We start from the raw sequence: 21,436 nt of genomic DNA, 5'->3' as shown, positions 1-21,436 counted from the left end.
AAAAATATAGCAAACACGCTCCCCGCCCGGGGGCGGAGCGTGCTAGGAATCGGCGGCGCTTCCCGAAGCCTAGGACCCCGCCGCCGCAGTAAATACATGGCCCGGCGCGCTCTTCACGCACCCCCGCATTTCCAGGAGGGTCAGCGCCGAGAGCACCCGGCGGGCCGGAATGCCGGAGCGCTCGGCCAGCTCGTCGGGATGGAGGCTCTCCGCCCCCAGCGCCCGGAGCACCGCCTGCTCGTCATCGGTGAAGCCGACATCCTCCGCTCGGAAGGTACTATAAGCCCTCTCCGCCGTTTTGTCAACCTCTTCCAGAGTTTGCGCCGGTTTTCGCGGCTCCTTTCGGGGGATTTCGGTCTGTTTCGTCCGGGTCGGTTTTGGGGCCTCCCGGGGGCTGAGACGGCCCGGATAGACCGCCTCGTACTCCTCCAGAATGTCCTCCGCCGAGAAAATGGGCTTGGCCTCCCCCTTCTGGATGAGGCGGTTGGTCCCCGCGCTCATGGGCGCGCCCACCGCGCCGGGGAAGGCGAACACGTCCCGGTTCTGGTCCAGGGAGAGCCGCGCGGTGATGAGCGCGCCGCTGCGCTCTCCGGCCTCCACCACCGCCGTACCCAGGCTCAGGCCGCTGATGATGCGGTTGCGCACCGGGTAGTGGGGCCCCTGGGTGGGCGTGCCGGGGGGATACTCGCTCAAAAGCATCCCGCGGCTCCCGATCTCCCGGAAGAGGTCGGCGCTGGAGGAAGGATATACCACGTCGATGCCGCCACCCAGCACCGACACCACCCGTCCTCCCTCCCGGAGGGCGGCGCGGAGCGCCGCGCTGTCGATGCCCTGGGCGATGCCGGACACCACCACCGCGCCCCGCCGGGCCAGATCCCGGCCCAGCTCCGTGGCCAGCTGGGTCCCATAGGGGGTGCAGCGCCGGGCGCCCACCACGGCCACCGCCACCTCCTGGTCCAGGGGAAAGGCCCGCCCCTTCCGATAGAGCACGGCGGGCGGGTCGTCAATGTGGCGCAGGCGCTCCGGGTAGGAGGCGTCCTGGAGGGTGATGATGTCGATGCCCAGCCGGTCGCAGTCGGCCAGAACCCGCTCCGCAGCGGTGAACGCCTTGTCCGCCAGGCTCCGCCGCAGTTCGGCGGGGAGGCGGAGCAGCTCGAACTCCTTGGGGTCGGCGCAGTACACCGCCCTCGGTCCGCCGAAGCGCCGGGCCAGGGCCGCGGCCTCGCCGGTGCGCAGGCCCGCCCGGGTGGTCAGCCAGAGCCAATCGCTGAGAGTGGACATGGAAACCGCCTCCCGTTTTTTCTCTTGGAAACTCAGTCGCCCCGGGCCATCTCCCAAAGCACCACCGAGGCGGCCACCGCTGCGTTGAGGGACTCGCACCGCGGCCGCATGGGGATCTTCACGGTGCGTTCACACAGGTCCAGCGCCTGCTGGGACACCCCTCTCCCCTCGCTGCCGATGACCACCGCCGCCCGGTCCAGGGACAGCTCCCGCACGTCGGCGGTGTCCTCCCGCAGGGCGGTGGTGTAGAGGGGCACCCCCGCCTCTTTCAGGCGGGCGGCCAGGGTGTCAAAATCGCTCTCCCACACCGGGAGCCGGAAACAGGCTCCCATGGTGGAGCGCACGGTCTTGGGCGAAAAGGGGTCGGCGCAGCCGTTGACCAAGATCACCGCGTCCGCCCCGAAGGCGTCGGCGGTGCGCCAGATGGTGCCCACGTTGCCCGGGTCCTGCACCCCGTCCAGCACCAGATACCGGCCCGGGGCCAGCTGCTCCGGGAGCGTTCGGTCCGGCAGCGCGCACACCGCCATCAAATGCTGGGGGGTCTTCACGGTAGAGAGGTGCTCCATGATGTCGGCGGGCACCTCCACCAGGCGGGTCCCGCCGGGGCACTCCGGAGGAGTCGTGCCCTCGGTACAGACCAGGGTCTCCACCCCGCCCTGCCAGCGCAGGGCCTCCCCCACCAGCTTGTCCCCCTCGCAGAGGAAGGCATTCTGGGCCCGGCGGTACTTCCGCTCCGCCCCCAGGCGGCGGATGTGCTGCACCAGGGGATTGCGGCGGCTGGTGATGCGCTCCATGCTCTCCCCTCCTTACAGGTCGTGGAGGCGGTTGATGTGCTCGCTGCGCCCCAGCACCACCAGCTTGCTGTCCTTGCCCACCACATGGTCGGCGCCGGGGGCCACGTCCAGCTCGCCCTCCCGGTCCCGCACCGCGATGACGCTCACGTGGTAGCGCGCCCGCACGTCCAGATCCCGCAGGGTCTTGCCCTGCCAGCTCTTCGGGGCAGTCAGCTCCACGATGCCGAAGTCGTCGGAGAGCTCAATGAAGTTCAGCACGTTCACGCTGGACAGGCCCTGGGCCAGCTTCAGGCCCATCTCATGCTCGGGGAACACCACCCGGTCCGCCCCGATCTTCTCCAGCACCTTCCGGTGCACGTGGCTCTGGGCCTTGCAGATGACCTGCCGCACCCCGGCCTCCTTCAGGTTCAGGGTGATGAGGGTGGAGTTGCCCACGTCGAAGCCGGTGGCCACGATGGCGCAGTCGTAGTTGCGCACCCCCAGGGCCCGCAGCACGTCGGCGTCCCGGGCGTCTCCCACCACGGCGTGGGTCACCTGGTCGGCCAGCTTCTGAATCTTCTCCGCGTCGGTGTCCAGCGCCAGGACCTCATGGCCCAGGCTGCACAGCTCGGTGGCCACCGCGCTGCCGAAGCGGCCCAGTCCGATCACCACAAAGGTTTTCATGGAGTGTTCCTCCTTATCCGATCATAATGTTCACGTTGGGGTAGCGGATGCCCGCGCCCTTCTGCTTGGCCGCCAGGAAGGCCAGCGAGAAGGACAGCACGCCCACCCGGCCCACATACATCAGGAAGATCAGCAGCGACTGCGACAGGCGCGTCAGCGTCGGCGTGATGCCGGTGGTCAGGCCCACGGTGCCCATGGCCGAGGCCACCTCAAAGGCGCAGTCAATGATGGGCAGGTCCTCCACGATGGTCATGGTGATGGCGCTGCACAGGAAGAGCAGGCCCACCACCAGCGTCAGGGTCATGGCGTCCATCACCCGGTCCATGGAGATGGCCCGCCGGCCTACCGTCACCTGCTTCCGGCCCTTCAGGTTGGCCCGCAGGGCCAGCAGCAGCACCGCCACCGTCACGGTCTTGAGGCCGCCGGCGGTGGAGCCGGAGGAGCCGCCGATGAGCATGAAGAGCACCGACACCGCCTTGGTCCCCTCCTGGAGGTTGCCCTGACCCAGGGCGTCAAAGCCGGCGGTGCGCAGGGTGGTGGACTGGAAGAAGGCGTTGAGGACCGTCTTGCCCGGCCCCATGCCCCCCAGCGTGGCGGGGTTGTCGTACTCGGCCACCAGGGTGAGGAAGGTTCCCAGCACCAGGAGCGAGACCGTGATGGCCAGCACCAGGCGGGTGTACAGGGAGAGCTTCCGCCGCTTGGGCCAGTGGAGAAGGTCCTCCCACACAAAGAAGCCCAGGCCACCGATGATGATGAGCAGGGCGATGGTGATGAGGATCACCGGGTCGCCGTTCACCCCAGCCAGGCTGGAGAACGGGCCGTACTCCCCGCCCAGCAAGTCGAATCCCGCGTTGCAAAAAGCGGAGACGGCGTGGAATATGCCGTACCAGAGCCCCCGGATCACGCCGAACTGGGGGATGAAACGGCTGGCCAGGATCACCGCGCCGATGCCCTCGATCAAAAAGGTGCCCCGCAGGGCGTGGCGCACCACCCGGACCACGCCGTCCATTTCGTTCAGATTAAAGGTAGAGACCATCACCAGCCGCTCGGAGAGTCCGATGCGGCGGCGCAGGGCCAGGGACAGCAGGGTCAGCACCGTCATGAACCCCAGGCCGCCCATCTGGATCAGCCCCAGGATGACCACCTGGCCGAAGAGGCTCCACTGGGTCCAGGTGTCCACCAGGATCAGGCCTGTCACGCAGGTGCAGGACGTGGCGGTGAACAGCGCCGTGAAGAATCCGGCGCTCTGCCCGTCCCGCGAGGCGACGGGGAGCGTCAGGAGCAGCGCGCCCAGCAGAATGATGATGCCGAAGGAGAATACCACCACCCGGGTGGGATTGAGGCCCCGCCGGTTCTGGAACCGTTCCCGCAGCCAGGCCATGATTTCGTAACGCATGGAATGCTTCCTTTCCCCCGCGCGGATTTCCCGGCTTAGGCCGCTCCGCGCGAAGTTATTCAAATTGCAGTATAGCATACCCCAACCACGGATTCAAGTCAACCATGATTTCCCGACGCCGGCAAAAAACCGGCAGGGACAAACGTCCCTGCCGGTTTGAGGGTGCGGAGCGCTCCCGTCAGCGCTGTCCCTTGTCGTAGGGGATGCCTTCCGCCTTGGGCGCGCGGGAATTCTGGGAGGTGAAGGCCAGCACGATGAGGGAGATGATGTAGGGCAGCATGTTGTACACGCTGCTGGGGAGCTGGAGCGAGTTGAGGAAATCGAAGCCGGTGTACACGTTGGCCAGAGCGCGGAACAGGCCGAACAGCAGCGCCGCCAGGGCGATGCGGGTGGGCTTCCACTGGCCGAAGATCATGACGGCCAGGGCCAGGAAGCCGAAGCCAGCCACGCCGTTCTCAAACTTCCACTCGCTGACGCCGGCGGTGATGTACACGATGCCGCCCAGGCCGCCCAGCATGCCGGAGATCAGCACGCCCGCGTAGCGCATCTTCATCACGCTGATGCCCACGCTGTCCGCCGCCTGGGGATGCTCGCCGCAGGCGCACAGGCGCAGACCGAAGCGGGTCTTATACAGCACCACATAGGCCATCACCAGCGCGATGAGGGCCAGCAGCATGAACCAGTTGAACTCAAAGCCCCCGATGTTGACCAGGAAGGCCTTCTTGGGCTCGATGTACTGGATGGTGGAGGACACGTTGTCCACGCTCTCGGCGGTGTTCATGGCCTTGACGAACACGGTGGCCGCCGCGGTGCCCAGCAGGTTCATGGCGGTGCCCACCAGGGTCTGGTCGGCCTTGAAGTTGATGGCCGCCACCGCCAGCAGCAGGGAGTAGACCATGCCCAGGCCGATACTGGCCAGGACCACCAGTACGATGATCAGGAAGGGGGACGTGCCGCCGGGGAGGAACTTCATCATCAGCGCGCCGCCCAGGGCGCCCATGACCATGATACCCTCCAGACCGATGTTGATGACGCCCGAGTGCTCCGAGAAGCAGCCGCCCAGGGCCACCAGGATCAGAACGGAGGCAAAGATCAGCGTATATTGGATCAGAAGCAGCATTACGCGTTGCCTCCTTTCTGCGCCGCGGCTTTGGCCGCCTCACGCTCGGCACGGCGGTCCAGCTGCCGGTCCAGCGTGGTCTTGAAGAACAGAACGAAGCCGCACAGGTAGATGATCAGCGACGACACCAGATCGGAGATCTGGGCAGAGTACATGGTCTTGTCCACGTACGCGCCGCCGTTGGTGATGTGCTGGATGAAGTAGGAGGAGAAGATGGCGCCGATGGGGTTCAGGCCGCCCAGGAAGGCAGCGGCGATGCCGTTGAAGCCCATGGCGGGCACCGAGGACTGGGTGGTGGACCACTGCTCGAACCCGGTCAGGTACAGCAGGCCCGCGCCCATGCCCGCCAGCGCGCCGGCGATGGCCATGGTGAGGATGATGTTGCGCTTCTCCTTCATGCCGCAGTACTTGGCGGCAAACTTGTTGAAGCCGGTGGCCTTGAGCTCATAGCCGAACTTGGTCTTTTCCAGCAGCACCCAGATGAGCACCGACATCACGACGGCCAGGGGGATGGCGATGGTGACGTAGCGGTTGTTGCCGAACAGCGCGCTCAGCCCCAGGGAGGGGATGATGGCGCCGGGGTTACCGGTGGAGAGCTGGATGGTGTAGGGGCTGGCGCCCTCCTTCACGTTGGTCAGCAGGGTGTTGACCAGGTAGAGGCTGATCCAGTTGAGCATGATGCAGGAGATGACCTCGTTGACGTTGCAGTAGGCCTTCAGCGCGCCGGAGATGGCGCCCAGCACCGCACCGGCCAGGATACCCGCGATGAGGCAGACAAACCAGGGCATGTTCAGGCCCAGGGCGAAGTAGAGGCTGGCGCCCGCGCCCACCACATACTGACCGGCGGCGCCGATGTTAAAGAGGCCCACCTTATAGGCAAACAGGATGGACAGCGAACACATCAGCAGCGGCGCGGTCTTGACCAGAGTGTTGCCCAGATAGCGCAGCCGTGCGTTGGCGGTGGGATAGTAGAGGAAGTTCTCCACGATGGTCTTGATGGCCTCCCACGCGCCGGCGGGATTGATGATGAGCAGCACGATGTAACCCACGATCAGGCCGATCAGGATGCACAGCAGAGCCGCCAGCAGGGACTGTACGCCCTTGTTGCGCAGAAGGGGCTGTCGTTTTCCTTTCATCTCTTATGCCCCCTTTCGCTTGGCGCCGGCCATGTACAGACCCATCTCTTCCACGGTGGTGGTCTTGGGGTCCAGTTCGCCCACGATCTCACCCTCGTACATGACCAGGATGCGGTCGGACAGGGCCATGACCTCGTCCAGCTCCAGCGACACCAGCAGCACGCCCTTGCCGGCGTCCCGCTGGGCCACGATCTGCTTGTGGATGTACTCGATGGCGCCCACGTCCAGGCCGCGGGTGGGCTGCACCGCGATCAGAAGCTCGGGGTCCTTGTCGATCTCGCGGGCCACGATGGCCTTCTGCTGGTTGCCGCCCGACATGGCCCGGGCGATGGTGATGGGGCCCTGGCCGGAGCGCACGTCGTACTGCTCGATGAGCCGCTCGGCGTACGCGCGGATGGCCTTCCGCTTCAGGAATCCGGCCTTGGAGACAAACTCCGGCTCGAAATACCGCTGGAGCACCATGTTGTCCTCCAGGGTGTAGTCCAGCACCAGGCCGTGCTTGTGCCGGTCCTCGGGGATGTGGCTCATGCCCATGGTGGAGCGCTTGCGGATGGAGGTGTGGGTGATGTCCTGCCCATTCAGGGAGATCTTGCCGCCCTTCAGCGGCTCCAGACCGGTCAGGCCGTAGACCAGCTCGGTCTGGCCGTTGCCGTCGATACCGGCGATGCAGACGATCTCGCCGGCCCGGACGTTGAAGCTCACGCCCTTGACGGCGTTGTTGCCGTGGCTCTTGGAGCCCACGGTGAGGTCCTCCACTTCCAGGATGACATCCTTGGGCTTGGCGGGCTCCTTGTGGACCTGGAACTCCACGTTGCGGCCCACCATCATCCGGGAGAGCTCTTCCTTGGTGGTATTGGCGATGTCCACCGTGCCGATGTACTTGCCCTTGCGCAGCACCGAGCAGCGGTCGGCCACCTCCATGATCTCGTTGAGCTTGTGGGAGATGAAGAGGATGCTCTTCCCCTCCTTCGCCAGGTTGTGCATGATCTGCATGAGCTCCTCGATCTCCTGAGGCGTCAGCACCGCGGTGGGCTCATCAAAGATGAGGATCTCATTGTCGCGGTACAGCATCTTCAGGATCTCGGTGCGCTGCTGCATGCCCACCGTGACGTCCTCGATCAGCGCGTCCGGGTCCACCATGAGGCCGTATTTCTCCGAGAGGGCCATCACCTTTTTGCGGGCATCGGCCTTCTGGAGGAAACCGTGCTTGCACGGCTCCACGCCCAGGATGATGTTGTCCAGGACGGAGAAGCACTCCACCAGCTTGAAGTGCTGATGGACCATGCCGATCCCCAGATCGTTGGCGTCATTGGGGTCTTTGATCTGCACCACCTGTCCGTCCTTCTTGATGGTGCCCTCCTCCGGCTGGTAGAGTCCGAACAGCACGCTCATCAGCGTGGATTTTCCGGCTCCGTTTTCGCCCAGCAAGGCGTGGATCTCGCCTTTTCTCAGCTGCAGCGTGATATTGTCATTGGCGATGATGCCGGGGAAGCGCTTCGTGATATTCAGCATCTCAATGGCATAGGGCTGTTCCAAGCTTACCGACCTCCTTCTTTCGCAGGATAGTGACAAGACTATTGTACTATATTGCGTCTCATTTTTCAAAATAATTTTGTGGAAGAGAGAGAAAGAGAGGGCGGGATGAACCCGCCCTCTCTTAGAGACAGAGATAACCGGTACCGGTTTTACTTGATGTTGCCGTAAGCGTTGACGGTGATGGCCGAAGCGTTGGCAGCGGGCTCCACGGAGGTGTCGTTGGAGACGGTGATGGTGCCGTCGTACAGAGCGGCCACCAGAGCCTTGTAGCTGTCCTGGGTGAAGTTGTCATCCCACTGGGTGGACTCCATGGGCAGCTGGACGTAGTTGGCCTCGGGATCGTCGCCGGACACCAGGCCCAGGGTCTCGATCTTACCAGCGTAGTTGGACCAGTTGTCGTTGTTGATGATCTCGTCCAGGATGTGCTGGGTGGTGGGGGCCAGACCCTTCATAGCGGAGGTGACGGTCATGCCCTCGCCGTACTGGTCGATGATGGCAGCCTGGTCCACGTCCACGCCGATGACCTTGCCGCCAACCTTGGCAGCGGCCTCAGCCGCGGAGGTGTAGATGCCGCCGCCGCAGGCAAAGACGACTTCCACGCCCAGGGTCTGATACCAGTTGTCCATGTAGCTGGTGATGTCGGCGTCGCCGGAGAACTGGTTGCCGTAGACGTACTCCACGGTCACCTGATCGGCGATGCCCAGCTCAGAGGCAGCGGCGTCGGCGCCCTGGATGAAGCCGTAGCCGTAGCGCATGACGGCGGGGACGGCCATGCCGCCCAGGAAGCCCAGGTGGGTGTAGCCCAGCTGCACGGCGGCGTAGCCGGCCATGTAGCCGCACAGCTCCTCCTGGTACACGGCGCTGTACACGTTATCGGAGTAGTAGTAGTCGGTGACGTTCCAGTTGTCGGGGTTGTAGTCGTACTCCTCGCCCTTCAGAGGCACACCGGCCTCCAGGATGTCGCCGGCGGCCACGTCCAGAGCCACGAACTTCACGTCGGGGTAGTTCTGGGAGGCCTCCACGATGGTGCCGCCGAAAGCGTAGCCGGGCATGACGATGACGTTGTAGCCGTCAGCCACGGCGGCGTCCACCATGGCCACACGCTCGGCGGTGGAGTCGCCGCTGGGCTTATAGTAGTTGAAGGTCACGTTGTTGGCATCACAGAAGGCCTTGCAGGCCTCGTAAGTGGTCTGGTTGAAGGACTGGTCGGTGATGTCGCCATAGTCGGTGATCATGGCCACCTTGTAATCGCTGGCGGCAGTGCTCGGATCACCGCTGCCCTCCGGCGGATTGCTGGTGGTGCTGCCGCCGCCTCCGCAGGCCACCAGGCCGGCGCTCATGGACAGGGCAAGCAGCAGGGCTGCGATCTTTTTACCCTTCTTCAATGTAATCAACCTTCCTTTCCTGAACAGAAACAAGTTCCCAGCCGGAGGCGGCCTTTCCGCGTCTCTCTGGGCTGGGCACGCATATATTATACAACACCGACGAATAAAGGGCAACTGTAATTTTACAATTCGACGGAACTTTTTACAAAAGTGTTAAATAAGTGCGAAGGAGCCCCTGCAAATTTGCAGAGGCTCCTAATTTCTTATGATTTCTTTACGATTCCTTACGCGTCGGCCAGCTTCACCAGGGCGCTGGCGCCGATGCGGTCCGCGCCGGCATCCATCATGGCCTGGGCCGCCTCGAAGGTGCGGATGCCGCCGGCGGCCTTGATCTTCACCTCGGGGCCGATGTGGGCCTTGAACAGGGCCACATCCTCCACGGTGGCGCCGCCGGTGGAGAAGCCGGTGGAGGTCTTGATATACTCCGCGCCCGCCTCGGTGACCAGCTCGCAGAGCTTGATCTTCTCCTCCTCGGTCAGGAGGCAGGCCTCCACGATGACCTTCAGGATGCGCCCGTTGCAGGAGGCCTTGATGGACTTCATCTCGGCCAGCACGTCGTCCCAGCGGCGGTCCTTCACCCAGCCCAGGTTGACCACCATGTCGATCTCGTCGGCGCCGTTGCGCACAGCGTCCTCGGTCTCAAAGACCTTCACCTCGGTGGTGGAGTAGCCGTTGGGGAAGCCGATGACGGTACAGATCTTCAGGTCGTTGCCCACGTAGTCGGCCGCCTGCTTGACATAGGAGGCGGGGATACACACCGAGGCGCACTCGTACGCCTTGCCCTCGTCGCAGATCTTCTTGATCTGCTCCCAGGTGGCCTCCTGTTTCAGAAGGGTGTGGTCGCAGTGTCTCAAAATTTCCTTCTTATCCATGCTGCATATTCCTTTCTCTTCACGCTCAGGGCGGATATGGGCCTCCATCATTATACCCTTTTTCCAGGTTTTCGGTCAAGGGGCGCTTACTTTACCTCGATGAGCTGGTAGCTCCGGGTGCCCAGGCCGATCTTCTCGGCGTGGCTCAGGCAGGTCTGCCAGTTGGTCTCGGGGAAGTTGTTGCAGAAGTGGTCGTGGTGGTCGTGGAAGCCCTCACGGTGGAGGTTCTCGTCCAGCTGGGAGCCGGGGATGGGCTGCTGGCGCAGGCAGGCGTCAGCACAGGCCTGGTCCAGGGCCACCGGGTCGAAGGAGGCGAACATGCCCACGTCGGGCAGGATGGGCAGGTCGTTCTCCGCGTGGCAGTCGCAGTAGGGCGAGATGTCGATGACCAGGCTGATGTGGAAGTGGGGACGGCCCCACAGCACCGCCTTGGAGTACTCGGCGATCTTGGCGTTGAGCTCGTCGTTGGCGCAGCTGTTGGAGTTGGAGATGGCGTCGAAGTTGCACATACCCAGACAGCGGCCGCAGCCCACGCACTTGTTGTGGTCGATGGAGGCCTTCTTGTTCTCCCCGAAGGAGATGGCGTCCTGGGCGCACTGCTTGGCGCACTGGCGGCAGCCCACACAGACCGACTGGTCCACGTCGGGCTTGCCGGCGTTGTGCTGCTCCATCTTACCGGCGCGGCTGCCGCAGCCCATGCCGATGTTCTTCAGCGCGCCGCCGAAGCCGGTGGCCTCGTGGCCCTTGAAGTGGGACAGGGAGATGAACACGTCGGCGTCCATGATGGCCCGGCCGATCTTGGCGTTCTTCACGTACTCGCCGCCCTCCACGGGGACCTCCACGTCGTCGGTGCCCTTCAGGCCGTCGCCGATGAGGATCTGGCAGCCGGTGGTGAAGGGGGAATAGCCGTTCTCATAGGCCGCGTCCAGGTGCTCCACGGCGTTCTTCCGGCGGCCCACATACAGGGTGTTGCAGTCGGTGAGGAAGGGGATGCCCCCCAGGCTCTTCACCACGTCGGCCACCACCTTGGCGTAGTTGGGCCGCAGGTAGGACAGGTTGCCCGGCTCGCCGAAGTGGAGCTTGATGGCAACCATCTTCTTCTCAAAGTCGATGTCTCCGATGCCGGCGGTACGGATGAGCTTCTCCAGCTTGTTGAGCAGGTTCATCCCGGGCTTGGCCCGCAGGTCGGAAAAATACACCTTTGCTTCGTTCATACTCGCATCTCTCCTTCTTTACTCCGGCTTTCGGAAATCGGGCAGCAGATGGTTGACCGCCACCGCAACGGCGATGCCAACCACCGTCTCCACCACCCGGCTGAGGAAATAGATATACCGCTCCACGCCGCCGTGGTTGATGAGCACCACGCTGAGCACCACGCAGCCCAGGGAGCTGGAGCTGGCCCGGCCGATGAGATTGCACAGCCAGATCACCGCCACGCACCCCGCGCCCAGCATCAGCCCCAGCAGCAGATTGCTGTTCACGCTGTCGTCCACAAAGAGGATCACCAGACCCACAAGGCCGCCCAGCAGGGTGCCGATGGTGCGGGAGACCCCCTGCCGGAAGGATTTCTCCACCGAGTCCTGCATGCAGATCACCGACGCGATACAGGCATAAAAGGGACCCACCTCACCGGACGGGTCCCAGAAGGGCAGGAAGATAAAATAGCACAGGGTCACCGCCACGGCGGTCTTGATGTTGCGCATCCCCGGCTTGTGCCAATGGAGCTTCACGGCAATTCCTCCCCGCCCGGACGCCAGGCGCACCAGACGGTGTGGGGCATGTCCATATCATAATAGTGTTTGACCAGATGCCCCCGGGGGGTCAGGCCGTTGCGCTGAGCCACCCGCTGAGAGGGCAGATTGTTGTCCCGGATGATGGAGCAGACCCACAGAAGGCCCAGGCGCTCAAAGGCGTAGTCCATGCACCCACGGGCCCCCTCAGTGGCGTAGCCCATCCCCCAGAAGCGACGTTTCAGGAGATACCCCACCTCGGGCACCCGCCGTCCGTCCCAGTCCTGGAGGGTGAGGCCGATCTGGCCCACCATCTCCCCGCTCGTCCGGTCCACGGCGGCCCAGAGGCCGAAGCCCTCCTCCCGGTAGCGGCGGAGCTGGTTCTGGAGCCACTGGTCCACCTCTTCGTCGGAAAAGGCGTGCTCGTAGGCGTACATGGTCTCCTTGTCCTGGAGGATCTCGCACAGGTCGCCCCGGTCCGCCGGGGTGAGCGGGCGCAGGAGGAGACGCTCCGTCTCCACCACCGCGTCCGCCCCCAGTTGCGCTGCGCGGTCCATGCTCAGAAGGACAGGCCCAGCCCGCCGGTGATCTGCTGCATGGAGCTGGCCGCGTCGCTGTCGGCCTTGCGGATGGCCTCGTTCACGGCGGCCACGATCAGGTCCTGGAGCATCTCCACGTCCTCGGGGTCCACCGCCTCGGGGTCGATGGTCAGGCTCTTGAGCTCCCGCTTACCGGTGACCACAGCCTCCACCACGCCGCCGCCGGCCTGGGCGGTGTACTCCTTCTCCTGGAGCTCCTGCTGCATCTTCTGCATGTCCTGCTGCATCTTCTGGGCCTGCTTGATCATATTCATGTTGATGCCGCCCATGCCCCCCATACCGGGGCGTCCAAAGCCTTTCGCCATGTGTACTTCCTCCTTTAAATCTTCACAGCGATCCGGGTCCTATTCAATGACCACGTTGTCAAACTGCTTGCCTGTTTCCACTAATTCGTCCAGCTTGTCCTTCTTTGCCGCCGCTCGCTTCGGGCGGGCCGCGCCGGGCGCCGGGGGCTTCCCCACCGCCGCCTTGCAGCGCACAGGATGCCCCAGCATCCCCTCCGCCGTCCGGGCGATGGCCTGGAGCACAGCGGTCTTGCCCACCATGCTCTTGGTAAAGGCGCTGTCCATCCAGAGGGTCAGCTCCTCCCCTTCCAAACGCCCGTCTACCATGGCGGAGTTGCTGAGGAAGGGGTAGACGCCCGCCGGCACCACCCCGTGGAGGGCGGCCACCAGGTCGGGCCAGATGGAGACGCTGCCGCCCGTCGCGGGAGCGGCAGACTGCGCCGGGGCCTGTTGGGCGGTCCGGGCCGCCGGGCGGCTGGGCTGCCGCACCGGAGCGGCCGGAGCAGCGGCCGGGGCCTCGTCCTCCCACACCGGCTCGTCGGGCAGCGGGGGCCGCTCCTCCTCCCAGGGGGGACGGTCCTCCGCCGGGGCGGTCTGCGCGGGCTGGGCCGCGGGAGTGGGCGTCTTTGTCTCCTGCACCGGAGCCGCCTCCGTCTGGACTGCCTTGGTCCGGGGGGCAGCGCGGCGGGGGGCCGCCTTGGCCTTCTGCTCCTCGGTGAGCTCCGAGACCGGAACACAGCCGGAAGAGACCCGCTCCTCCAGCCGGGCCAGCCGGGCCAGCACCCCGGCGGGGCTGCTGTCCAGGGTGGCGTCGCACAGCCGGATGAGGCACAGCTCCATGTCGGTGCGGCGGTTGCTGCTGCGGGGCAGGTCGTTGGCGGTGCGCTGTAAAAGCTCCAGCATCTGCATCAGCCGCCGGGGCTCCAGCGCCGAAGCAAGGCGGCGCATGGTGGTCTCGTCATAGCCGCCGGTGAGGAGGGCCGCGCCTCCCTCCGGCGCAGTACGGCGCACCAGCAGGTCCCGGGTGAGGGCAGAGAGCTCCCCCACCAGCGCACCCAGGTCCTTGCCCGAGGCGTACAGCCGCGCCAGCGTCTCCAGCGCCCCGGCGGTGTCCCCGGCGGCGATGGTCTCCATCAGGCGGGCGGTCTCCAGATTGCCGGCCAGACCCAGGGCGGAGAGGACCTCCTCCTCCCCCAGCTTCCCATCGGGGCTGGCGCACTGGTCCAGCAGCGAGAGGGCATCCCGCAATCCGCCGTCGGCCAGGCGGGCCAGCAGCGCCGCGCCCTCCGCCGTCAGGTCGATGCCCTCCTGCCCCGCCACATACTCCAGCCGCCGGGCGATGTCCCCGGGCAGGATGCGCTTGAAGGAGAACTGCTGGCAGCGGGACTTGATGGTGGCCGGGACCTTGTGCAGCTCCGTGGTGGCCAGAATGAACATGAGGTGGGCCGGGGGCTCCTCCAGGATCTTCAGCAGCGCGTTGAAGGCCGCCGTGGAGAGCATATGCACCTCGTCCACGATGTAAACCCGCTTGCGCACCGCGGCGGGGGTATACACCGCCTCGTCCCGCAGGGCGCGGACCTGGTCCACGCCGTTGTTGGAGGCGGCGTCCAGCTCCAGCACGTCCAGGATGGAGCCGTTGTCGATGCCCAGACACGCCGGGCACTGGTTACAGGGGTTGCCGTCCACCGGGTGCTCACAGTTGACCGCCTTGGCCAGGATCTTGGCGCAGGAGGTCTTGCCGGTGCCCCGGGTGCCGGTGAACAGGTAGGCATGGGACAGCCGCCCCGCCGCCACCTGGCGCTTGAGCGTGTCGGTGATGTGGGACTGCCCCACCACGTCGTCGAAGGTGCGGGGCCGCCATTTTCGATACAGGGCCTGGTACAATGCTGTCACCTCATCCACACAAAACAAACAAAAAGGAGCGGAGGATGCGGGTCCGCCCCGTCCCTCGCTCCTCTCCTATTCATGTCCCGCCCGGCACAGGGCAAGACCGCACACCGGCCTTTGAAGTTTTCGTTATGCCCGTTACCCAGGCAGCCGGCTCAGGAACGGTTGTCCCACGGCACACGGAGCGATCCGCTTAGTGCTGCTCGGTTCCCCGCCTGACACGGTTCACGGGACCCCGTTGCGCGGGGCCGGTCCATCATCGCTGCTTACCAGGGTCAGACGACACAACGAAAATCCGGGGGCCGGGATTCATCCCTGCTGTAGCGGATTGCAGGTACAGGGCACCGCTATCTCCCCGACTAGTGCGGCCTTGCCGTGGGCCGGACGGACATGTCCGGCTTCGGAAAGCTCGTACGTGTTATCATACATCATTTTCTCCGATTTATCAAGTTCCATTTCAATTTTTGTACGGGAATTTCCGCGCGCCCGGGCGGGGGCCTCCGCCCCCGCCCGAAGACGCAACATTTCAGCGGAGATTGTGGCGGTAATGCCACCCGTCCCGCCGCCAGCGGCACCCTCCCGCGCCGTCCAGCCAGAGCTCCACATTGGACCCCGGCGGCAGGCGGAGGACCAGTGCGGTCCTGCGCCCGCCCCGGCACAGCGTCAGGCCGTAGGCCCCCGGGGGGAGGTGGCCGAAGCACACCTCCCCGCCGGTGAGAAGGGGCCGCTCGGTCTGCTGCTCCCGCTCCAGGCTCCACAGGCACACCCGGTCCAGCGGCTCCCAGGCACACACCCACACCCGTACGCCGCACCGGCTCCAGCCGGGAAAGGCGCACAGGTCCTGCCGGGCCTCTTCCCCGTGCCCCAGGCAGAAGGAGGGGCCGGCGATCAGGCCTCCATCTTGGCCTTCACCAGATATTCGCCGGCGGTGACACCGCCGAAGAGATACATCCCGGCGGTGTTGGTCTTGGTGGCGGCGGTCAGGGTCTCCACACCGCCTACGATCTGAAAAAGGCCCACGAAGCACCCCGCCACGGCGTTGCCGTTCTGGTCCCGGATGATGCCGCTGACGGTGCCGTTGTAGGTGCGGGTGTCCACCGTCATGACGATGGTCATGTTGACGATGGAGCCGTTCAGAACCGTGGCCGCCATGGGGGCGGTGGCCCGGTAGCCCTCGGCGGTGGCCAGGACGGTATACACCCCATCGGCCACGTCGTAGAAGGCGAACTCGCCGTCCGCCACCGAATAAGTGGCCGCCACCGCGGTGTCCAGGGCATCCATCAGGGTCAGCTTCACCCCGGCCAGCGGGGTCTCCACCCCCAGCTGATTCACCTTCACCACGCCGGCGATGGCGCCCAGCGCCAGGGAGGTGTCGGCGGTACAGACCAGATTGGCCTGGATGGTGCCGCCGCCGGTGAGGGTCACGCCGAAGGCGTCGCTGAGGAGATAGCCCTCCTTGACGGCGCTGACGGTGTAGCTCCCGGCGGGCACCCCGTCCAGGGTGTAGGCGCCCTCGGCGTCGGTCATGGTGTGCTGGAAGGGCTGGCCCAGGCTGTCAAAGAGCTTGACGGTGGCGTCGGGGATGGGGTCGGTGCCGTCAGTGACGGTGCCGAACACCGTGCCGGAGGCCCCGGCGGCGGGGGTCAGGTTCAGATTGATATCGGCCTCCTGCAGACCGGAAATGGTAAAGTTGGAGCTGTACTCCAGACCGTACAGGTCCTGCTTGACATCAGCCATTGGAACGAACCTCCTGATGTGATCTGCCCGGACCGCTCTCCCGGCCGGGCACCTACAGCCTATGCCGCTCCGGCCGGGCGGGTGCCTCTTTCGATAAAGCTCGATCTCCAATATTGAAAAACACACTACGCGGATGCTCTCCCCCGCATTGACACCCATTTCTCTGTGGTTTTATAATGCTAATTACTTGTAATCCCGGGGAAAGGAGCGAGATGCGCCATGCACGCCCTGATTCTGGACTGTGACAACACCATGGGCCTGCCCGGCCGGGACGCCGACGACGGTCTGGCCCTGCTCTACCTGCTGGGCTGCCCCGACGTGGAGGTGCTGGGGGTGACCACCACCCACGGCAACGCCCCGCTGGAGCTGGTGGAGGAAAACACCCGCCGCCTCCTACGGGAGCTGGGCCGGGAGGATATCCCCTGCTACCGGGGCGCGCCCGGCCCCGGCGACCGCCGCAGCGAGGCGGCGGAATTTTTAGCCCACACCCTCCGCGCCCGGAAGGGCGAGGTGGCCGTGCTGGCCACCGGCGCCCAGACCAATCTGCTGGGGGCGGCCGAGTACGACCCGGAGTTCTGGCAGAATGCCGCCGCCTTCTCCCTCATGGGCGGGCTCATCGAGCCACTGTTCGTGGGCGGTAAGGAGATGGGAGAGCTCAATTTCTCCTGCGACCCCCAGGCCAGCCTGGCGGTGGTCACCCGTGGGAAAAATGTGGCCGTGTGTACCGGCACCCACTGCCTGCCCGCCTATCTGGACCGCGCCGAGACCAACCGGGTCCTCGCCGGCTCCGGGCCGGTGGGGGACTATCTGGTCCGAAAGCTGGGCTACTGGTTCGACTACAACCGGGACCACTGGAACCAGGACGGGTTCGTGAACTGGGACACCGTGGCCGCCGCGTGGCTCGCCCAGCCGGAGCTTTTTGAGGCGAAACAAGCCGTCATTACCCCCACCGAGACCTCCATGGCCCGGGGGATGCTGCTGGGCGGCGGCGCGCCCCATACCATTACCCTCCCGGTCATCCGGGACGCCCACGCCTTCCGCGCCCAGGTCTTTGCCCACTGGAAGGCCGCCCGGGTGGACCCCGCCCGGTCCTGACTCAGAAAGGAGTTTTCAGCCCATGTCCATTCGATTCCCCCGCGTCCTGACCGCCGCGGCCCTCTCTGCCGCGCTGCTGGCCGGGTGCGGCTCTGCCGCCGCCGACCCCACCCCGGAGCAGACCCTTCCCACCGACTTCGATTCCCTGGTGGAACTGGCCCGGGGCACCACCGTCACCTTCTACGGCTGGGGCGGCGATGACGCCCGCAACCAGTTCCTCCAGACCACCGTGGCCGATACCTTAAAAGAGAAATACGACATCACCCTGGAGGTGGTGGGCATGGACATCGACGCCATCCTGGCCAAGCTCTCCGGGGAAAAGGGGGCCGGGCAGACCACCGGCACCATCGACATGATCTGGATCAACGGCGAGAACTTCTACTCCTGCAAGGAAAATGGGCTCCTCTACGGGCCCTTCACCCAGGACCTGCCCAATTTCAACGCCTATGTAGACCAGGAGGACACCGAGACCCTCACCGACTTCTGCTACCCCATTGAGGGGTATGAGGCCCCCTATGCCAAGGCCCAGCTGGTCCTCATCCGCGACAGCGCCGCCACCCCGGAGGCCCCCACCAGCACGGAGGAGCTGCTGGAGTTCGTCCAGAAATACCCGGGTAAAGTCACCTACCCCGCGCCCCCCGACTTTACCGGCTCAGCCTTCGTGCGCAATGTGGTGTACGATATCTGCGGCTGGGAGCAGTTTCAGGACATGGAGGCCGACAAGGAGACCCTCCGCGCCGCCGTGGCCCCCGCCATGGAGTATTTGCGGGAGCTGAACCCCTACCTCTGGAACGGCGGCGAGACCTTCCCCGCCTCCTCCACCCAGCTCACCAACCTCTTCGCCGACGGCGAAGTGCTGCTGGACATCAGTTATAGTCCCTACAGCCCGGCGGTGAACATCGAAAAGGGCATCTACCCCGACACCGCCCAAGCCTTCCTCTGGGACAACGGCACCATCGGCAACACCAATTACATAGCCATCGCCTACAACGCCCCCAACAAGGCCGGGGCCATGGTGGTCATCAACGAACTCCTCTCCCCGGAGCTCCAGGCCGCCCAGTACGAGGCCCAAAAAGTCCTCCCCGTGCTGGACGAGGAGAAGCTCTCGGCGGAGGAGCAGGCCCTCTTCGACGCCGTGGACATCGGGGAAGGCACCCTGCCCCAGGATGCGCTGCTGGAGCGCCGCCTGCCCGAGATGCCCGCCGCCCTGGTGCCTCTGCTGGAGGAGATCTGGACCGAGGAAGTGGTGGGACAGTGAAGCGTCTGGCTCCCCTGCTGCTCCTCCTCCCCTTCCTGGCCCTGATGGGGCTGCTCCTCTGGGCCATGGGCTGCGCCCTGGTGCAGAGCCTGGGCTACATCCCCGCCTTCGGCCTCACCGAGCTCACCCTGGACTATTATCAGGCCCTCTTCACCGACGGGACCCTCACCGCCTCGCTGATGCTGAGCCTGAAGGTGGCCTTTCTGTCGGCCCTCTCCTCCACCGTGCTGGGCACCGCCCTCTGCGCCGCCCTGCTGGCCCTGCGCCGGGGGCGGCGGGGGGCGCTGCTGCTGGTGCGCCTCCCCATTCTGGTGCCCCACACGGTGACCGCCCTCTTCCTCATCGTGCTGCTGTCCCAGAGCGGACTGGTGGCCCGGGCGCTCTACGCCGGGGGGCTCATCGACGGACAGGAGGACTTTCCCTCCCTTCTCTTCTCCTCCGGCGGCATGGGGATGCTGTTGGCCTATCTGTGGAAGGAGATCCCCTTCGTGGCCTACTTCGTGGCTGCCCTCATGGGGAGCGTCCGAGACACGTTGGGCGAGGCGGCCTGCAACCTGGGGGCCTCCCCGGTGCGGGCCTTCTTCCACATCACCCTGCCGCTGAGCCTCCCCGCCATCGGCAGCGCCTTCCTCATCATCTTCGCCTACGCCTTTGGCTCTTATGAGGTGCCCCTCCTGCTGGGCAGCACCCTGCCCAAGGCCCTGCCGGTGCAGGCCTATCTGGAGTACACCCACCCCGACCTGCGCCACCGGCCCTACGCCATGGCCATGAACGGATTTATTCTGCTGGTGAGCCTGCTGCTGGCCCTGGTGTACGCCTGGCTGCTGCGGCGGAAGTTGAATGCCGGGAGGGTGGTGCAATGAGACGGAATCCCCTTCCCGCCCTGGCCGTGGCCGTGGCGGGACTCTGTATTCTGCTGCCGGTGGCACTGCTGGCGGTATGGAGCGTGGCCGGGCGGTGGCCCTGGCCGGAGCTGTGGCCGGAAAGCTTCTCCCTGCGGGGGTTTCAGGAGCTCTTCGCCTCCTATAACCACACGGGGGCGCTGCTGCTGTCCAGCGTGGGCCTCTCCCTGACCGCGGCGGCTCTGGCCACTCTGGTGGGGGCTATGACCGCCCGGGCCCTGGCCTTCCACTCCTTTCCCGGGAAAGAATTGGTCCGCTTCGGCGCGCTGTTCCCCATCCTGGTGCCGGGCACCGTGCTGGCCATGGGCCTGCACACGGTGTTCCTCCGGCTAGGGCTGGCCGACACCTTGGCGGGGGTGGTGGTGGTCCATGTCATCACCGCCCTCCCCTACACGGTGAGCATCCTCACCGACGTGACCCAGGCCTGCGGCAAAAACCTGGAAGAACAGGCCGCCGTGCTGGGTGCGTCCCCCGCCCGGGCCTTCCTCCACGGCACCCTCCCCGCCCTGGCGCCGGGGCTCCTGTCGGCGGGGAGCATGGCTTTCGCCATCTCATACAGTCAATACTTCACCACCCTCCTGCTGGGCGGCGGCCAGGTGCGCACTCTGTCCCTGGTGATGGTCCCCTACATCCAGAGCGGGGACCGCACCCTGGCCTCCCTTTACGCCCTGCTCTTCGTGGGCTCGGCTCTGGCTGTGTTCGCGGTGCTGGAGGGGCTCATCCATCTTTGGACAGGAGGCAGGAAATGGAACTGAAACTCACCGGCGTCCGCGCCGCTCTGGGAGGCAAGGAGATCCTCCATGGCGTGGACCTCACCGTCCGGGACGGGGAGCTGCTGGCCCTGCTGGGGGCCTCGGGCTGCGGCAAGAGCACCTGTCTCAAAACCATTGCGGGCATCGTCCCCCTCAGCGGCGGGTCAATTTCCCTGGGGGAGGAAAATCTGGCCGCCCTGCCGCCCCACCGCCGGGGCGTGGTGGTGGTCTTTCAGGATTTAAGGCTCTTCCCCCACCTGACGGCGGCGGAAAACGTGGCCTTCCCCCTGCGGATGCGGGGCGTGCCCCGGCAAAAGCGGCTGGAGGAGGCCGGGCACTGGCTGGAGCGGGTGCAGCTCGCTGGGCTGGACAGGCGCAGAGTGGGCCAGCTCTCCGGCGGACAGCTCCAGCGGGTGGCCCTGGCCCGGGCTCTGGCCGCCCAGCCCCGGGTGCTGCTGCTGGACGAGCCCTTCTCCAGCCTGGACGAGAATTTAAGAGAGGATATGCGCGCCCTGGTGCGCACCCTCCAGGCACAGCTCCACATGACCACCGTCCTGGTCACCCACGACCGGCGGGAGGCCCTCTCCATGGCCCACCGGGTGGCGGTGATGTTCGACGGGTCCATCGAGCAGTGCGGTACGCCCCCAGAGGTCTACGCCGCCCCCGCCACCCGTCGGGTGGCCGACTACTTCGGCGGCGGCGGGTACCTGCCCGGCATCGTGCGGAACGGGGTCTTTTCCGTGGGGGAGCTCTCCTTCCCCGCCGCCGTTCCCGACGGGGCCTGGGACGCCTTTCTCCGCCCGGACGCCCTGAAACCGGGCAGCGGCCCCCTCCCCCTCACGGTGGCCGAGACGGCCTACCTGGGCGAGAGCTACCAGACCACCCTCACCGGGCCGGAGGGCTTCCGGCTCTCCATCACCGCCCCCAAGCCCCTGGGCCCGGTGGGCCAGACCGTCCTCACCGGAGTGGACGGGACCCGGGCGGTCCTGTTCCCTCATACTATTTAAAA

21 protein-coding genes and 1 other RNA gene are annotated in these 21,436 nt (G+C 65.6%); 5 read left to right on the top strand and 17 right to left on the bottom strand.

Features of this window, described 5'->3' with window-relative positions; translation table 11 throughout:
- Positions 1 to 69: 69 nt before the first annotated feature.
- From dprA to B5G43_RS04940, 17 genes are all read right to left on the bottom strand, one after another.
- Complete coding sequence (dprA, locus tag B5G43_RS05020) at positions 70 to 1,281, bottom strand: DNA-processing protein DprA (RefSeq protein ID WP_087259372.1); 1,212 nt, start codon at positions 1,279 to 1,281, stop codon at positions 70 to 72.
- 32 nt (positions 1,282 to 1,313) lie between these two features.
- Entirely contained in the window at positions 1,314 to 2,075 is a 762-nt protein-coding gene (locus tag B5G43_RS05015; protein ID WP_087259371.1) for an RNA methyltransferase, read from the bottom strand.
- A gap of 12 nt (positions 2,076 to 2,087) precedes the next feature.
- A complete protein-coding gene (locus B5G43_RS05010; protein WP_087259370.1) occupies positions 2,088 to 2,738 on the bottom strand; it encodes a TrkA family potassium uptake protein in 651 nt (216 codons plus the stop codon).
- 13 nt (positions 2,739 to 2,751) lie between these two features.
- The gene (locus tag B5G43_RS05005) at positions 2,752 to 4,134 is read right to left on the bottom strand and encodes a potassium transporter TrkG (protein WP_087259369.1); all 1,383 of its coding nucleotides are present in this window, start codon (positions 4,132 to 4,134) and stop codon (positions 2,752 to 2,754) included.
- Between the two features lie 178 nt (positions 4,135 to 4,312).
- Positions 4,313 to 5,254, bottom strand: coding sequence for an ABC transporter permease (locus B5G43_RS05000; protein ID WP_087259368.1), 942 nt, complete (start codon positions 5,252 to 5,254; stop codon positions 4,313 to 4,315).
- Complete coding sequence (locus tag B5G43_RS04995) at positions 5,254 to 6,390, bottom strand: ABC transporter permease (RefSeq protein WP_087259367.1); 1,137 nt, start codon at positions 6,388 to 6,390, stop codon at positions 5,254 to 5,256. Before B5G43_RS04995 ends, B5G43_RS05000 begins: the two co-directional genes overlap by 1 nt.
- Before the next feature lie 3 nt (positions 6,391 to 6,393).
- A complete protein-coding gene (locus B5G43_RS04990) occupies positions 6,394 to 7,902 on the bottom strand; it encodes an ABC transporter ATP-binding protein (RefSeq protein WP_087259398.1) in 1,509 nt (502 codons plus the stop codon).
- Between the two features lie 173 nt (positions 7,903 to 8,075).
- Positions 8,076 to 9,311: a BMP family ABC transporter substrate-binding protein gene (locus B5G43_RS04985; RefSeq protein WP_242960460.1), complete on the bottom strand. Its 1,236-nt coding sequence runs from the start codon at positions 9,309 to 9,311 to the stop codon at positions 8,076 to 8,078.
- 224 nt (positions 9,312 to 9,535) lie between these two features.
- Positions 9,536 to 10,183: a deoxyribose-phosphate aldolase gene (gene deoC, locus B5G43_RS04980; RefSeq protein ID WP_087259366.1), complete on the bottom strand. Its 648-nt coding sequence runs from the start codon at positions 10,181 to 10,183 to the stop codon at positions 9,536 to 9,538.
- An 86-nt stretch (positions 10,184 to 10,269) separates the two neighbouring features.
- Positions 10,270 to 11,397 (bottom strand): DUF362 domain-containing protein, encoded by a 1,128-nt coding sequence (locus B5G43_RS04975; protein WP_087259365.1) that lies wholly within the window; start codon positions 11,395 to 11,397, stop codon positions 10,270 to 10,272.
- An 18-nt stretch (positions 11,398 to 11,415) separates the two neighbouring features.
- Positions 11,416 to 11,913 carry an FUSC family protein gene (locus tag B5G43_RS04970; RefSeq protein WP_087259364.1) on the bottom strand — a complete coding sequence of 166 codons (498 nt, stop codon included), beginning with the start codon at positions 11,911 to 11,913 and terminating at the stop codon, positions 11,416 to 11,418.
- Complete coding sequence (locus B5G43_RS04965) at positions 11,910 to 12,470, bottom strand: GNAT family N-acetyltransferase (RefSeq protein WP_087259363.1); 561 nt, start codon at positions 12,468 to 12,470, stop codon at positions 11,910 to 11,912. Before B5G43_RS04965 ends, B5G43_RS04970 begins: the two co-directional genes overlap by 4 nt.
- Positions 12,471 to 12,472: 2 nt before the next feature.
- Complete coding sequence (locus B5G43_RS04960; protein WP_087259362.1) at positions 12,473 to 12,817, bottom strand: YbaB/EbfC family nucleoid-associated protein; 345 nt, start codon at positions 12,815 to 12,817, stop codon at positions 12,473 to 12,475.
- 39 nt (positions 12,818 to 12,856) lie between these two features.
- Complete coding sequence (dnaX, locus tag B5G43_RS04955) at positions 12,857 to 14,698, bottom strand: DNA polymerase III subunit gamma/tau (RefSeq protein WP_242960459.1); 1,842 nt, start codon at positions 14,696 to 14,698, stop codon at positions 12,857 to 12,859.
- A gap of 88 nt (positions 14,699 to 14,786) precedes the next feature.
- Positions 14,787 to 15,051, bottom strand: an RNA gene (gene ffs / locus B5G43_RS04950) — signal recognition particle sRNA large type.
- A 158-nt stretch (positions 15,052 to 15,209) separates the two neighbouring features.
- Positions 15,210 to 15,476, bottom strand: a complete 267-nt coding sequence (locus B5G43_RS04945; RefSeq protein WP_140397569.1) for a hypothetical protein — start codon at positions 15,474 to 15,476, stop codon at positions 15,210 to 15,212.
- Positions 15,477 to 15,571: 95 nt separating this feature from the next.
- Positions 15,572 to 16,420: a carboxypeptidase-like regulatory domain-containing protein gene (locus B5G43_RS04940; RefSeq protein ID WP_158097356.1), complete on the bottom strand. Its 849-nt coding sequence runs from the start codon at positions 16,418 to 16,420 to the stop codon at positions 15,572 to 15,574.
- 219 nt (positions 16,421 to 16,639) lie between these two features.
- On the opposite strand from B5G43_RS04940, the gene B5G43_RS04935 reads away from it, so the two are divergent.
- The 5 genes from B5G43_RS04935 to B5G43_RS04915 are packed head-to-tail and all read left to right on the top strand — an operon-like array spanning position 16,640 to position 21,434.
- Positions 16,640 to 17,515: a nucleoside hydrolase gene (locus tag B5G43_RS04935; RefSeq protein WP_087259358.1), complete on the top strand. Its 876-nt coding sequence runs from the start codon at positions 16,640 to 16,642 to the stop codon at positions 17,513 to 17,515.
- 22 nt (positions 17,516 to 17,537) lie between these two features.
- The gene (locus B5G43_RS04930) at positions 17,538 to 18,773 is read left to right on the top strand and encodes an ABC transporter substrate-binding protein (RefSeq protein WP_087259357.1); all 1,236 of its coding nucleotides are present in this window, start codon (positions 17,538 to 17,540) and stop codon (positions 18,771 to 18,773) included.
- Positions 18,770 to 19,636 (top strand): ABC transporter permease subunit, encoded by an 867-nt coding sequence (locus B5G43_RS04925; RefSeq protein WP_242960458.1) that lies wholly within the window; start codon positions 18,770 to 18,772, stop codon positions 19,634 to 19,636. The genes B5G43_RS04930 and B5G43_RS04925 overlap by 4 nt, the downstream gene beginning before the upstream one ends.
- A complete protein-coding gene (locus B5G43_RS04920; protein WP_087259356.1) occupies positions 19,633 to 20,430 on the top strand; it encodes an ABC transporter permease subunit in 798 nt (265 codons plus the stop codon). Before B5G43_RS04925 ends, B5G43_RS04920 begins: the two co-directional genes overlap by 4 nt.
- Positions 20,421 to 21,434 carry an ABC transporter ATP-binding protein gene (locus tag B5G43_RS04915; protein WP_087259355.1) on the top strand — a complete coding sequence of 338 codons (1,014 nt, stop codon included), beginning with the start codon at positions 20,421 to 20,423 and terminating at the stop codon, positions 21,432 to 21,434. The genes B5G43_RS04920 and B5G43_RS04915 overlap by 10 nt, the downstream gene beginning before the upstream one ends.
- Positions 21,435 to 21,436: the final 2 nt, after the last annotated feature.

Source organism: Flavonifractor sp. An92, assembly GCF_002159175.1.
In the GTDB taxonomy this organism is placed as follows: domain Bacteria; phylum Bacillota; class Clostridia; order Oscillospirales; family Oscillospiraceae; genus Pseudoflavonifractor_A.
The sequence above is the reverse complement of the archived record's forward strand: the minus strand, read 5'-3'. Positions and strand labels throughout refer to the sequence as shown.